This window comes from Treponema maltophilum ATCC 51939, assembly GCF_000413055.1.
Lineage (GTDB): Bacteria > Spirochaetota > Spirochaetia > Treponematales > Treponemataceae > Treponema_C > Treponema_C maltophilum.
Window position 1 is genome coordinate 889,360 of the sequence record NZ_KE332518.1, and the last position, 12,797, is coordinate 902,156.

Sequence of the window (12,797 nt, forward strand, 5' to 3'; positions counted from 1 at the left end):
TTTTGCCGAAGCGGTGCGCCTAATACAATAATGCGGCTCCCATGCGGAAGGACAGGGCGTGTTTTGCCGCGGCCGAATCATACGAATAATACAGTCCGGCAAAGGGCATGCATGCCGAATCGCGCGCGGGGGGCAAAAACGCAAACTCCGTGCCGCTGTTCAGTACGCCGTATTCGTTCATGCCGTTTGCGTTGAAAGGAAAAAGGCAGGAAGCGAAAACGTGCAGCGAATAAAAATCCCTTTGAAAAGCACACGACAGTCCCGTTTTAAGTTTTCCCGCGAGCGCGTTTATAATGCCGCGCTCGTCCCCGAATACCGCTTCTTCGGCTACCGTTACGCATACCGGCCCTATTTCGGCGGCCGTAGCAACGCCTGCGCTTAATCCCGTTTCGTTAAATAAAGCCGATGCCCTCGCCGATGAATAACCGTAGCGCACGAGGAATCCGTAATAAAACGGTTTTGCGTTCAGTGCGGCTTTTGCGGCCGCCTGCACGACAAAGGGGCTTTGCGTTTCCGACCGTATTTCGGTTCCGATGGTGCACGACAGTTCCAAAAAGCGTAAAGGCGTGCCGGCAAAGGATACGAAAAGCGGTGCCGAATTAAAGCCTTGCGGTACGGTTTGATTTCCGCCTTTTGTGCCGCCGAGCAAAAAATCGGCTCCCGCACTGAACGCGCAATATATGCCGCCCTTGGGTATAAGGCGTACCGAAGGTACCGTACCCGATGCGCTTCCGCCTGCCGCGGCAGCAATCAGCGGATAAAACAAAGAACGGTCGATTGTAACCGGGATTTCTTTTGTTGCCGAAAATGACAGGCTTTCGCCGCCTTGAACACCGGTTTCTCCGCGCGCCTTTATGCGCGCAGTATACGTGCCGTCCTTTACGATTTGTCCGTTTTCGGCTCGGCCGTCCCACGCGCATTCCTGATTTTCCCGTGTAAAGGGGCCGACGCGGCGCCGGTATACGATTCTGTCCGAAGCATCGTATACTTCCAATTCGCCGTCGCCTTCGGCCGTTACGGAAAAATAAAAGCGGCACAAGCCCAAAGCGCCCGGATTATGCGGATTAAAGCGGCGCATCGATGATGAAAAAGAACGTACTTCAAAATCGGCCGGCTGCAAATGAAAGTCAAGGTCGACGCTCGCGGCACGGAATACATATACGTTTCGGCTTTCGCTTTTTTTACCGAATTTTTTTACTTCAACCGTATGGGAACCTTCGCTTACTTTTAAAGTCCATTCGGAACTTCGCACGCCGTCCACGTACAATTCGGCACCGGGTTCGTCGGTTTTTACGCGCAAAATACCGGTAATTTCTTCCAACTGCGCCCATAGTATGTATTTACTGCCGCCTTCAAAGTCGCATTCGTATTCCTGCGTATAATAGCCTTTTTTTTCGATGCGCAGTATGTAGCTGCCGGGAACGGTATCTTCCAATACGAGGGGGGCGCTTCCTTTGAATACGTTGTTAAGATATATTTCGGCTGCGGATACGTTTGTGCGTATGTCGAGCGTTAAAACGGAAGGCGAAAAAGACGGAAGTTCCCGTGTGCGGATTTCAAGATCCGATGCCGCGGTTTTTCCCGCCGACAAAAAAACGGCCGCCGCAAAAAGCAATAATCTTTGAGCGCTTTGCATGTACTCATCATAGCGCATTTACCGCTGAAAAACCAGCCCGTTTTCGACAAAACTGAAGTAATCGGACACTGTGATAATAATGTGGTCGAGCAAGTGAATGCCGAGCAGTTCCGATACTTTCAGCAGCCTGTGCGTTATGTCGATGTCTTTGTCCGAGGGGTCGGCTCTTCCCGACGGATGGTTGTGCGACAAAATAACCGCTGCCGCGCGCTCTTTAAGCGGCTCGGCGAATACTTCGCGCGGATGAATGAGCGTTTGGTTCAATATGCCGACGCTCACCGTGCGGATATTCATAACTTCCTGTGCTCCGTTGAGCGAAACGCACAAAAAATGCTCCTGTTTTTCGAGCGTATAATGGCGTAAAAGCGGCAGCACGTCGGTCGGGCTGTTTATTTTTATTCCTTTGGCCGAATTCAAGCGCTTGCCCAATTCTATCGCGGCGGCAATAATGCATGCTTTTCCGGCTCCGATGCCGCGGGTGTTCAAAAGCTTTTCCGTGAGGTTTTCATCGCCGGCCGTCTGCAAAATGTGCAGTACTTTTCCCGATAATTGTCTGACCGGAATATTCTGCGAACCGAAACCTAAAAGCACCATAATCAATTCCTGCGTACTTAAACTGTGCGCGCCTTCGGCAAGCAGTATTTCGCGCGCCTGCGGTTTTTTACTGTCTTTAAGTGTCAGTTCCGACAAAGAATAAACATTTTCCATAATCCATCCTTAATTCCGTTTTAAAAAAACACGGTCTCATATTTATTATAGGGCTCGATTGCATTTTTCCTTAATACAAAGTATAGTTTATGCGTGAAAAAATCATACATGTTTGTGCCGATTTTTGCCTGTGCCGCGCTGTTTTTTTCGTGCGTTTCTCTTTCACCGTTACGGCGGGAAGGGCAAAACGCCGTTGCGGCAAAGGAACTTGCCTTTCCTTCAGTCGTTATTGCCGATGCGGGAATTAAAACGGCTTCGGCTTTGGAAGCGTTTTTTATTGCCGAAGTTCCCGATGCGGATGTTTTAAAAGTGCGGCGCTTGGCGGCTTTGTATATAATCGAAGCTTCGTTTGAAGGAATCAATTCCGACATAGCTTTTGCGCAAATGTGTTTGGAAACGGGATTTTTACGTTTCGGCGGTTTAATAACCGAAGATATGTATAATTTTTGCGGCTTGGGCGCAATAGACGAAAACAATCCCGGCTGCCGCTTTAATTCCGAACAGGAAGGCGTGCGCGCTCATATTCAGCATTTAAAAGCCTACGGAAGCACTGAAGATCTGCGCATGCCGCTTGCCGATCCGCGCTACCGCTGGGTGCAGCCGAAAGGGAAGGCTCCCGACGTGTATGCGCTGAGCGGCACATGGGCGTCCGACCGGCAGTACGGCGAAAAGCTCGCCGGCATTTTAAAGCGCATGGCGCGCTTTTAAAACCCGTTAAAAAAAACGCTCAGTGAATCAGCGTGCCGAAAAACGGCTTTTCATTTAAAATCGCAAGCATATTATTGATATCTTTTCCGCCCGCGCATATGACCGAAATGCCCGCTTTGTCGGCTTTTTTGCTTGCAACCGGATCGAAGGGGCAATTTTTACCGGGCACCCATTCTTCGCCGACCATGTGCAAAAAGTCCTTCCACAAAATATCGTCCAAGGGCTTTGCGGCCGGATTCTTTTTGGGATCGTCGCTGTATACTTTTTCGATGTTTGAAAGATTGACAACCGTTTTCGCTCCGAAGCGTTCGGCCAAATATACGGCGTCCGTGTCGGTCGAAAAGCCGGGCTTCCATCCTGCGGCAACCAAAATGCGTCCGGTAAAATTAAAGTCGGCGGTCGGATCGCAGACAACGGGATCCACGCATACATCGGAAAAAACGGCTTTTAAAAGCTGCGCGTTAAGGCGGGTTGCCATAATGCCCAGCCAATCGGCTTCGTTATTGTCGTATTGAATTGAAGAACGTTCGCCGGAGCCTGCACTCGACAGCGAACATACGCTGCGGTAGGAATTTTGATACAGGCGCGCCGGAGCGCCCCCGCCGACAACGAGAATAAGTTTACGCTGCGCATCTTCGTTAAGCCATGAGCGGATCATCGCCGCAAACGCCGTTAAAAATGCCGTATCCGGTTCCGCCGGCGCCACAATCGAACCTCCGACCGATAAAACCTTAATCATATTATCATTCCTCCCTTAAAACTTTTAATATATTCCCGTTACGGCGGCATCCTGCCAGTATGAACTGTACTTGACGCTGCCGGCGGTCGTTTCTTCCCAAATAGACTGAAGCGCATAGGATTTGGGCCGGTATACTTTTTTGCCCGTCACGTGCGCCGGTTTTATATTGTTCCATCCGCGCGAAAACGTAATATGCTGGGCGTCCGAATTGCCGAAGTAAAAATCGGCTGCGGATTCGGGCTTTTGAAAGGCTTTATACGCCAAACCCGCGCCCAATGCCGGATCGGCGGGAATCCAGCCCACCTCGTCGATGTAGAATTCGCACCACCAATGATTGCGGCTTTGCATGTCGGAATCGACCAAAATACCGCCGTTCGTAAGGGAAGGAATACCCGCGGCGCGCAAAAGCGCCGTATACAAAACCGCCATATCGTAGGCGTCGGCCTTTTTGGAAGACAGCGAACGCAAAACGTTCGTGTCGCCGCTTTGTGTGTTTTGCGACACCCTCATGTTTTTGATGAGCCATGTATATAAAAGTTTTGCCTGTACAAAGGGATTTTTTTCGTTTTTTATAATCGATGCGGCCAATTCCCGCACGGCTTTGTTATCGGAAGGGGTGACGGCGTTGCTTTTCAAATACGATGCGTACATTTTTTTTGTTTCTTCACTGACGGATTTTACCGCCGATGCTTGAATCTGCGAATGCACGGCGTATACGGTCAGCACAAAGGTGTGAGAAAAATTCAACTTTTTCCCGATCGCTTCGTGCAGGCTCACTTGGTGTACAAGCGTGTTCATATAGCGCGGAATCGACGGTTCCGGGTTTGAATTGACAATCGTAACCGCTTTTTGAGCCGACGTTATCTGCGGCAGCGGGATAAAGAGCGTCAAAAGTGAATTCGTTTCGGCTTGAGCGTCGCTTATGTCGGCCGCAACTTTTACCGAATACGTGTGCATGTCCGCATAAGTCTTTGAACCGGCCGAAGACGAAACGGTAAAGTCGAAGCCTGAGCTTTTGCCGTAATCGGTTTCGACGAAAACCTGTCCGGTTGCCGCTCCGTCGGGAACGCGCACTTGCAGCCGCGTGTCGCTCCAAAAGACGTAATCGGAATCGAATTCGGAACAGGGAATAAGCAACGTTTCACGGTCGGGAGCGTTGTACGCGGAAGTAAACAGTACGCGCGAGTTTCCCCGCAGCGATCCGAAGTCGGTGCCCGTGATCGTTATAAGACTTCCGATTTGAGCCGTCTTTTTTTGAACGGATTCTATAAACGGAATTGCGGTTGCCGGGATGCGGCTGACCGGAACGGGGATGGTTTGCCTATTCGCAAAAATTTCGGCTTCGGAACGTCCGTTTTTTGTCGTTACGTATACCAAGCCGTCTTCCACATTGTAGGGAAGCACCGCTTTTATCGACGTGTCCGTCCATACAAGATACGACGATGTTGTAAGCCGGCAGCCGGCGATTTCCACGTAAGAATCGCTTTCTTTTGAAGATCCGAAATTTTTACCCGTCAGCGTTATAATTTCGCCCGGTTCTCCTACCGCCGGATGTATGCCCGTCAGCACGGGAGCTTGCCGGCGCGCCGTCGACAGAAAAAAAAACACATAGACTGCAAGAGCGATAATGCCCGCCGTCGAAGCTATTCTGACGAGCGGGTGTTTGCGGAACCGGTAAAGGAACTTGTCTAAAAGACTCACTTGAACGAACCCTCGGCGCCGTATGAGGGAAGTTTTATATCGACATTTTGGGCAAAGGGTATGTGCGAAACGCCTGTCAGAGGAATTTGCATCGCCGACTCGTTTGAAGATGAAAGTTGAGGCTTAAATACGTCCATCGCCGTCAATTTGGGCATATCGATATTGACCGTATAGTCGGTCCCCAGCGCGGAAGCCAAAGACGAGGCGGGAAGGGTTTCGCTCGAAAAAACGCCGCCGTTGCGTATCGGTTCGGCGCGAACGGCCGCCGTACTTACGGCTGCAGGGTATGAGCTTTGTGCGGTTTTTCCGAAAAACCGCAGGGGAAGGGCAACGGCAAGGGCTAAAACGGCCGCGGCCGGAACCAGCTTTACGGAAAAAGACAGGGCCGAAAAAGGCTTGTCCGGCATAACGACGGTTTTATAGCTGAGCTGCGCTTTTAATCGTAAATAGCCTTCGGCAAGACGGCTGTCGGAAAGATCGCTGCTTGCGGCATCGCTTTCGAGCGCTTTGCGCAAAAACAAATAATGCTCCAAAACTTTTCGGCAGTGCGGACAGCCTTCCGTGTGCTTTTCGAATTCCGTTTTAAAAGGCTCTTGAAGCTCGTTATCCGCGTATAAACAATGAATATCTTTACCGGGGCAAGTAGACATCGTCTTCTCCTATCAGTTTTGCCAGCTGTTCGCGTGCGCGGAACACTCTGACTTTTACGTTTCCTTCAGTAATTCCCAAAACTCTTCCGATTTCTTTATAATTCAATTCGGCATATTCCTTCAGTATAAGCACCATTTTCAAATTGACGGGCAGTTTGTCGAGCGCTTCGCGCGTGCGGCGCAGGGTTTCGGCCTTTAACAGTTCCGTTTCGCCCGAATCGCTTTGCCGTCGATCTTCTTTAAGCGCACGCTCGTACGCCCGCCGTTCCCGTACTTTTCGCTTTGCATAATTTAAAGATGCGTTTTTTACAACGCGTATAAGCCAGTATTTTGCGTCGTCGAGCGACGGAAAAACGAGCTGCTTTTCATGCATCTTTATAAGCGAATCGTGCGCCAAATCTTCCGCCGCTTCTTCATCGTTGACAATTCTGTACGATATTTTGAACAAAAGGGGCATGACCGCATTGTATACTTTGCGGAAGTCCCCTTCGTTTGCGGCCGATATTTGTATATCAAACAAAGCAACCCCCGCTAACGTTACAGCGTCCGCCGGTTTTCATTGGCGTTTCCACGTCGTACCCTCGGGCGTATCTTCCAATATAATGCCCTTTTCTTTTAAAAGCGTGCGTATTTCGTCGGCGCGCGCGTAATCTTTTTGTTTTTTCGCTCTCGTGCGTTCCGCAACCAATTTGTCTATGTCCGCGTCTCCGGTGCCGATGCCGGCCGTACCGCGTTCGGCTTCTTCCAAAAGGGCGGCGGCGCTTTTTACGAGTTCAAGACCGAGCACGCCGTCCGCGGCGGCCGTCAAAAGCACGCAGTCGCGCGCGCGTATGTTTTTGTTTTTTACCGCCGTTTGTATTTCCGACAATGCGCGCGGCAAAGCCAAATCGTCTTCGAGTGCCTGTCTGAAAGCGTCGAGGCTTTGTTTTGCTTCCGCACTCAATTTTTGCAGACGGCGCGCGCATTCTTCAACGTCTTCGTCGGAAGCGTTTTTCGAAGAAAAGCGCGCGTACCGTTCGGCATCTTCTTTTGTCAATCCTTCGGCATAAGCCGATTTAAGCGTTTTTGCAAAGCGCTGAACAAGGGCTTTGCGCGCATTTTTGGCGCTTTCCATCGCTTCCCACGAAAAGGCAAGCTGACTGCGGTAATGGCCGCCCAAAAGGAAAAACCGGTAGTCGAGCGGATCGAAGCCGGCATCGATGAGCTTTTGCAAGGTTAAAAAACTGCCGGAAGACTTGGCCATTTTTTCTTTATTTACGACAAGGAATTCATTGTGAAGCCAATAATTTACCCATTTTTTCCCGGTAGCGCCTTCGGACTGGGCGATTTCGTTTGTGTGGTGAATGGGAATATGGTCTATGCCTCCGGTGTGAATGTCGAACTGTTCGCCCAAATACTTCATGCTCATAGCGGAACATTCAATGTGCCAGCCCGGATACCCCTTGCCCCACGGCGAATCCCATACGAGCGCTTGGTTTTCGAATTTGCTTTTTGTAAACCACAGCACAAAGTCGTAGGGATTGCGTTTGTTCGCGTCGATATCGATGCGCGCGCCGGCTTTTAAGTCGTTCAAATTGAGGTTTGCAAGTTTTCCGTAGTCGGGAAAGGTGGATACGTCGTAGTATAAATTCCCGCCGCTGCTGTAGGTATGGCCGTTCGCTTCAATCCGTTTGATTAAATCGATCATATCTTGAATATGGTCGGTCGCTTTGCACACGACGGTCGGCCGGCGTATATTAAGCGAATCGATGTCTTTAAAAAAAGCCTTTGTGTAAAAATCGGCCGTTTCCAAAACCGACTGCCCGCGTTCTTTTGCCGTTTTAAGCATTTTATCTTCGCCGCTGTCCGCATCTCCGGTTAAGTGGCCTATGTCGGTAATGTTCATAACGTGATTGACCTTGTAGCCTAAAAAGCGCATGGTGCGGTCAAGCGTGTCCAAAAATACGTATGCGCGCAAATTCCCTATGTGCGCATAATTGTATACGGTCGGGCCGCATCCGTAAAAACCGCATTCTCCTGTGCGTATGGGAATAAAATCTTGTGTTTGCCGTCCCATCGTGTTGAATAAACGCAGTGCCATAATGCCTCCCGAATTTTCATCTTTTTCTCTTTTTCTTTATAACTTTTTATATTATACTGAAAACCTATGAATACCAATTTACGCAAAATAGCGGAAATTTGCAATACTTCTTCGGATTTTCGCGGAAAAATAATATACGGCGAATCGATGGCTGATCACACGACGTTTAAAGTCGGCGGGGATGCCCGCGTGTTCGCGCAGCCGGACGATGAAAAAAGCTGTATGTTTGTGCTGGGCCTCTTGCGTGAAAACCGCGTTCCCTTTTTTATCTTGGGCGGCGGCTCCAATATCGTTGTTGCCGACGAAGGGCTTGAAGGCTGCATACTGTGTACAAAGGCCTTAAACGCTCTAAGGTTACAAGACGATGTGCTGTATTGCGGCGCGGGTACAAGTTTTGATGAGGTTACCGACTTTTGCATTGCGCACGGACTTTCCGGTCTTGAAAATTTTGCGGGGCTTCCCGGAACGGTCGGCGGGGCGGTGTACATGAATGCGCGCTGCTACGAAAAATCGATAAGCGACGTTTTGCTCTTTGCCGACTATGCCGTGCCCGAAGACGATGAAGCGCGGCGCTATACGATGAACGAAACGGATTGGGACTATAAAAAATCGCCTTTTATGGCCCGGTGCGCCGAACAAAGGCCCTGCCTCATCCTTTCGGCCGCTTTTAAAGTCGAAAAAGGCGAGGCTTCTCTTATCGAACAAAAATGCCGCGGTTTTATAAAAGACCGCGAAGAAAAAGGACATTTCCGTTATCCGTGCGCCGGCAGCGTTTTTAAAAACAATCGCGCGTTCGGCAAACCGTCGGGAAAAATAATCGACGAAGCGCTTTTGCGCGGCACGCGCAGAGGAAACGCGCAGGTTGCGCCCTGGCACGGGAATTTTATAGTAAATACGGGCGGCGCTTCTGCCGATAGTATAAAAGAACTGGTACAATACGTTCAAAGCGAAGTAAAAAAGCGTACGGGTTTTAGCCTCGAATGCGAAATTATCTTTATTGACAATAGTCTATTAGGCTTTTATACTATACCTTAATAAGAGCCTAAACGAGGGAAGAATTGTTACAATTATCGTTTGTGAATTTCAGAAAAGACTCCTATCTGCTGGTTGAAGGCAAAACCGAAAACGACCGTTTTTATATTATTCAAAGCGGAAAGGTTCACACATTCCGGCAAGGCGATGTACTTTCGGATTCAGGTTCCGTACTCGGCCCCGGCGATTTCGTCGGCGTCGTTCCCTGTATGTCTTCCCACAGCCAAATAGAAACGGCCGTTGCGGCGACCGACGTTGTCGTCATTTCCGTACGGCGCGATCAGTATCAGGCCCTTATTTCAAAAAATACGCCGGTTGCGATGAAAATAATCCGCACCTTCGCCAACAGGATGCGCACGGTCAACGAAATCCTTACCCGGCTTACTTTAAAAAACAGCATGGCCGATTCTCCGGAGCGCATGTACTCTATCGCCGCCTATTACGAAAAAATGGGAAAAACCGATTTGGCGGTCTACGGCTATTATCAGTATATGAAAGAATGTCCCGGCGGAGCGAATATCGAAAAGGCAAAAAGCCGCTTTGTTACTTTAAAAGCGCGCTCACACGCCGTTTATTTTGAAAGTCCCACCGGTAATTTGCGCAACTATCCGAAAGATACGATGATTTTTTCCGAATGTCAGTCCGGGCAGGATATGTTTATTATCCAATCGGGGCAGGTTAAAATATCGAAGGTTGTCGACGATAACGAAGTGATTTTGGCCGTCTTGCAAAAGGGCGACTTTTTCGGCGAAATGGCCCTGCTCGAAAACAAACCGCGTTCGGCAAGCGCGATCGCTCACGAAGACTGCGTGCTTATGGCGGTGAACCGTAAAAACTTCGATCAAATGGTTGCAACTCAAGCGCAGCTTATTACGCGGCTTACGATAACACTTGCCGAGCGTTTGTGGTCCATGTCGCGCCAGCTTACAAACGCGCAGCTGCGCGACCCCATGTTCAAATTGTTCGACATGCTCGCTTTACAGCTCGAAAAAAACCGCGTTCCGCTCGGAAAGACCGCGAGCCATCAGTTCGACCTTACGCCCTACGATTTGGCGCATATGTGCGGCATTCCGCAGGAAGAGCAAGCCATCGTATTGGCTCAGTTTATAAAGGACCCGCGCGTCCGTTTGGTGTCCAATAAGATTTACATTGCCGATTGCCGCGAATTGATGAAAGCCTCCGAATTTTACCGAAAGCAAAAGCAATCGGCTCCGGTGCTGTAATTATGAAAAACGGACTGTTTGTTGCCGTAAGCTTTTGCAGCGTTTTATTCGCTTCGCTTATTTTTGCCCAAACCCCTTTACAAAAAATTGCACCCGCGCAATCAACCGTACAAAGGGCCGCGCCTGCGCAAAAAATACCGCCGGCATTAAACATAAATCCTTCGCCGGAAAAACTGCCTGCGGGTTACCGTTCGATAAAACTCGGAATGACGCTCGAAGAAGTAAAAAAAGCGTTGCGCTCCGATTCTCTTTTCGGTTATCGCGGCGAGCGCGATGTTTCGCTTTTGCCCGGAGAAAACCGCGTGCTTATCGAAACTTCTTCCGGCGGATATCTGGAACGCTGCTGGTTTCAGTTTTACGAAGACAAGCTTTATACCCTTATTGTGAATTTCAATCCGGAAAAAATAGATTATTATTCGGTGTTTACCAAGCTTTTGGAAAAATACGGCACGCCTGCCGAATTGACTCCCGAACAAGCCGTTTGGCGGAATGAAGAGGTCATTTTAAGCCTTGAAAGGCCGGTAAGCGTAAAGTATATAGACCGCACGGTTTTTGAGCGGCTCGGCGAAGCAAGCCGGGTTGAAGAATCCGTGTCGGAAACAATCCGTTCGGGTATTTTGGAGGACTTATGAAACAGTTTTTATCGCCGGCTGTAAAGCTGTTGCCGAGGGGAGCCGTTTTGCTGTGCTGCCTTATTTTAAGCGCCTGTTCGATATTTGCGCTTGACTTTGAAAAAAGAGATTTGACGATCACATGCACCGACGGCACGACCGTTCCCATACGGGTTGAGCTTGCGCGTTCCGTAAGAGAGCTCACAAAAGGCTATATGGGGCGCAAAAATATTCCCGAAGGAACTGGTATGCTTTTTATCTTTAAAAGAGAGGAAAAATTAAGCTTTTGGATGAAAAATACGCCGACGGCTCTTTCGATCGCCTTCATCAGTTCGAGCGGCGAAATCCGCGAAATATACGATATGACGCCGTTCAGTACTGCAAGCGTAGAGTCGACCGTTTCCGTGCGCTATGCGCTTGAAGTGCCGCGGGGTTGGTTTGCGAAAAAAAACATAAAGCCGGGCAGCAAACTCGACCTGTCGCAGCTTTAAAGTGCCTGCCCTAAGCGCAGGTTTTGTAAAGGCGCGGCAAAGTGCGGCGTTCTGCGGCACTTAAAAATTAAGCTTGCCCTTGAGAATCAAGCTGTGCTAAAGCGTCTTTTGCGATGCGGTCGTCCGGATCGAATTCCAATACGGCATTAAAATAGCGCGCGGCTTCGGCCGGATCGCCCTTGCGCAAAGCCAAAAAGCCCATGTTCGACATTATCTTCGTATTTTCCGGCTCCAGTTTTAAAGCCGTGCGCAGGCATTTTCCCGCGCCTTCGTAATCGTTCAGTTCCATAAGGCACAGCGAAAGCTCATTGTATATGTCGCTGTTTTCGCCGCCGCATTCAAGCGATTGTTCGAAAGCCGCCTTTGCGTCCTTCCAGCGGTTTAAGCGGCGCAGCGCCCAGCCGAGCATAAACCACGCGTTCCACACTTTCGGATTTTTTTCCAAAAAGCGGCGGATACATTCAAGGCCTTTTTCTTCTTGTCCAATCGAAATAAAATCGAATGCCGATTTGAACAATTCGTCGTCGAGGTTGCACCTGCTGATATCCGTTTCGATTTGTCGCGCACGCTCGCGTTTATATGCGGTGTTTTCATCCTTTTCGGTATCGGCGCCTTCGGTGAGGCGGAGGTAGGATTCAAAGCAGAATTTCGCCTTGGAAAAATTTTGCTGTTTTAAATAAAAAAATCCGGCATTAAAAAAAGCGTCGGGAACGGCCGGCTCGGCTGCCATCGCTTCTTTATAATAGGCGTGCGCGCTTTCGTCGTATGCGTCGGCGTCTTCGGTTAAGCCCGAGCGCCGGTACGAGTCGGCCCGCTGGTCGAAAAACAGTGCCGAATTCAACGTAACGGCGGGGTTTTCGGGTTCCAAACCGCGCAGGGCGGCGAATATTTCGTCGGCGATTTCGTAATCTTCGTTTTTCGCTTTTAAAATCGCGGCTTCGGTCAATTCGCGCAAAATATCCGGTTTTGCCGCCTTTATTAAACTGCGGTAATACTGCCTGTTCGCGTTCGCCGTGTCGTAGGCAAGCACGGTTAAAATGCCGGCGAAAATCTGCTCTTGCGTCAAAGAGGCGATGTCTACTGATGAGGAAGCCGACGCTTTTTGAACGGGAAGCGGTATTGAAGGATCGATCGTAAACGCGTTTGCCGGCAGCTTAAAATTATCGCCGAGCGCAATAAACACAACCGAATCGAGCGGGCTTGCGGGACTCACGGTCG

At 49.7% G+C, this 12,797-nt stretch carries 13 protein-coding genes; 5 read left to right on the forward strand and 8 right to left on the reverse strand.

The genetic code is table 11. From position 1 onward, the window contains the following. Window positions 1–19 precede the first annotated feature (19 nt). Window positions 20–1,636: a PEGA domain-containing protein gene (locus tag HMPREF9194_RS03975; protein WP_169558720.1), complete on the reverse strand. Its 1,617-nt coding sequence runs from the start codon at window positions 1,634–1,636 to the stop codon at window positions 20–22. An 18-nt stretch (window positions 1,637–1,654) separates the two neighbouring features. Continuing rightward, complete coding sequence (gene radC / locus HMPREF9194_RS03980; RefSeq protein ID WP_016525091.1) at window positions 1,655–2,344, reverse strand: RadC family protein; 690 nt, start codon at window positions 2,342–2,344, stop codon at window positions 1,655–1,657. A 93-nt stretch (window positions 2,345–2,437) separates the two neighbouring features. On the opposite strand from radC, the gene HMPREF9194_RS03985 reads away from it, so the two are divergent. Beyond that, the gene (locus HMPREF9194_RS03985; RefSeq protein ID WP_040846176.1) at window positions 2,438–3,052 is read left to right on the forward strand and encodes a glucosaminidase domain-containing protein; all 615 of its coding nucleotides are present in this window, start codon (window positions 2,438–2,440) and stop codon (window positions 3,050–3,052) included. Window positions 3,053–3,071: 19 nt separating this feature from the next. Here the strand turns inward: HMPREF9194_RS03985 and pyrH are convergent, their stop codons facing one another. From pyrH to HMPREF9194_RS04010, 5 genes are read right to left on the reverse strand one after another with little or no spacing between them, the layout of a single operon-like run. Further along, window positions 3,072–3,791 (reverse strand): UMP kinase, encoded by a 720-nt coding sequence (gene pyrH / locus HMPREF9194_RS03990; protein ID WP_016525093.1) that lies wholly within the window; start codon window positions 3,789–3,791, stop codon window positions 3,072–3,074. 24 nt (window positions 3,792–3,815) lie between these two features. After that, window positions 3,816–5,492 (reverse strand): transglutaminase domain-containing protein, encoded by a 1,677-nt coding sequence (locus HMPREF9194_RS03995; protein WP_016525094.1) that lies wholly within the window; start codon window positions 5,490–5,492, stop codon window positions 3,816–3,818. Further along, the gene (locus tag HMPREF9194_RS04000) at window positions 5,489–6,142 is read right to left on the reverse strand and encodes an anti-sigma factor family protein (RefSeq protein ID WP_016525095.1); all 654 of its coding nucleotides are present in this window, start codon (window positions 6,140–6,142) and stop codon (window positions 5,489–5,491) included. The genes HMPREF9194_RS03995 and HMPREF9194_RS04000 overlap by 4 nt, the downstream gene beginning before the upstream one ends. Beyond that, window positions 6,123–6,662: an RNA polymerase sigma factor gene (locus HMPREF9194_RS04005; protein ID WP_016525096.1), complete on the reverse strand. Its 540-nt coding sequence runs from the start codon at window positions 6,660–6,662 to the stop codon at window positions 6,123–6,125. The genes HMPREF9194_RS04000 and HMPREF9194_RS04005 overlap by 20 nt, the downstream gene beginning before the upstream one ends. A 36-nt stretch (window positions 6,663–6,698) precedes the next feature. Continuing rightward, window positions 6,699–8,222, reverse strand: coding sequence for a cysteine--tRNA ligase (locus HMPREF9194_RS04010; RefSeq protein WP_016525097.1), 1,524 nt, complete (start codon window positions 8,220–8,222; stop codon window positions 6,699–6,701). 66 nt (window positions 8,223–8,288) lie between these two features. Between HMPREF9194_RS04010 and murB the strand changes: the two genes are divergently transcribed. From murB to HMPREF9194_RS04030, 4 genes are read left to right on the forward strand one after another with little or no spacing between them, the layout of a single operon-like run. Then, the gene (gene murB / locus HMPREF9194_RS04015) at window positions 8,289–9,257 is read left to right on the forward strand and encodes a UDP-N-acetylmuramate dehydrogenase (protein ID WP_016525098.1); all 969 of its coding nucleotides are present in this window, start codon (window positions 8,289–8,291) and stop codon (window positions 9,255–9,257) included. Between the two features lie 23 nt (window positions 9,258–9,280). Further along, on the forward strand, window positions 9,281–10,477 hold the full coding sequence (locus tag HMPREF9194_RS04020; RefSeq protein WP_016525099.1) for a Crp/Fnr family transcriptional regulator: 1,197 nt from the start codon (window positions 9,281–9,283) through the stop codon (window positions 10,475–10,477). Window positions 10,478–10,479: 2 nt separating this feature from the next. Continuing rightward, entirely contained in the window at window positions 10,480–11,109 is a 630-nt protein-coding gene (locus HMPREF9194_RS04025; protein WP_016525100.1) for a hypothetical protein, read from the forward strand. Further along, window positions 11,106–11,579, forward strand: coding sequence for a DUF192 domain-containing protein (locus tag HMPREF9194_RS04030; protein ID WP_016525101.1), 474 nt, complete (start codon window positions 11,106–11,108; stop codon window positions 11,577–11,579). Before HMPREF9194_RS04025 ends, HMPREF9194_RS04030 begins: the two co-directional genes overlap by 4 nt. Before the next feature lie 67 nt (window positions 11,580–11,646). Here the strand turns inward: HMPREF9194_RS04030 and HMPREF9194_RS04035 are convergent, their stop codons facing one another. After that, entirely contained in the window at window positions 11,647–12,792 is a 1,146-nt protein-coding gene (locus tag HMPREF9194_RS04035) for a tetratricopeptide repeat protein (protein WP_016525102.1), read from the reverse strand. Window positions 12,793–12,797 lie beyond the last annotated feature (5 nt).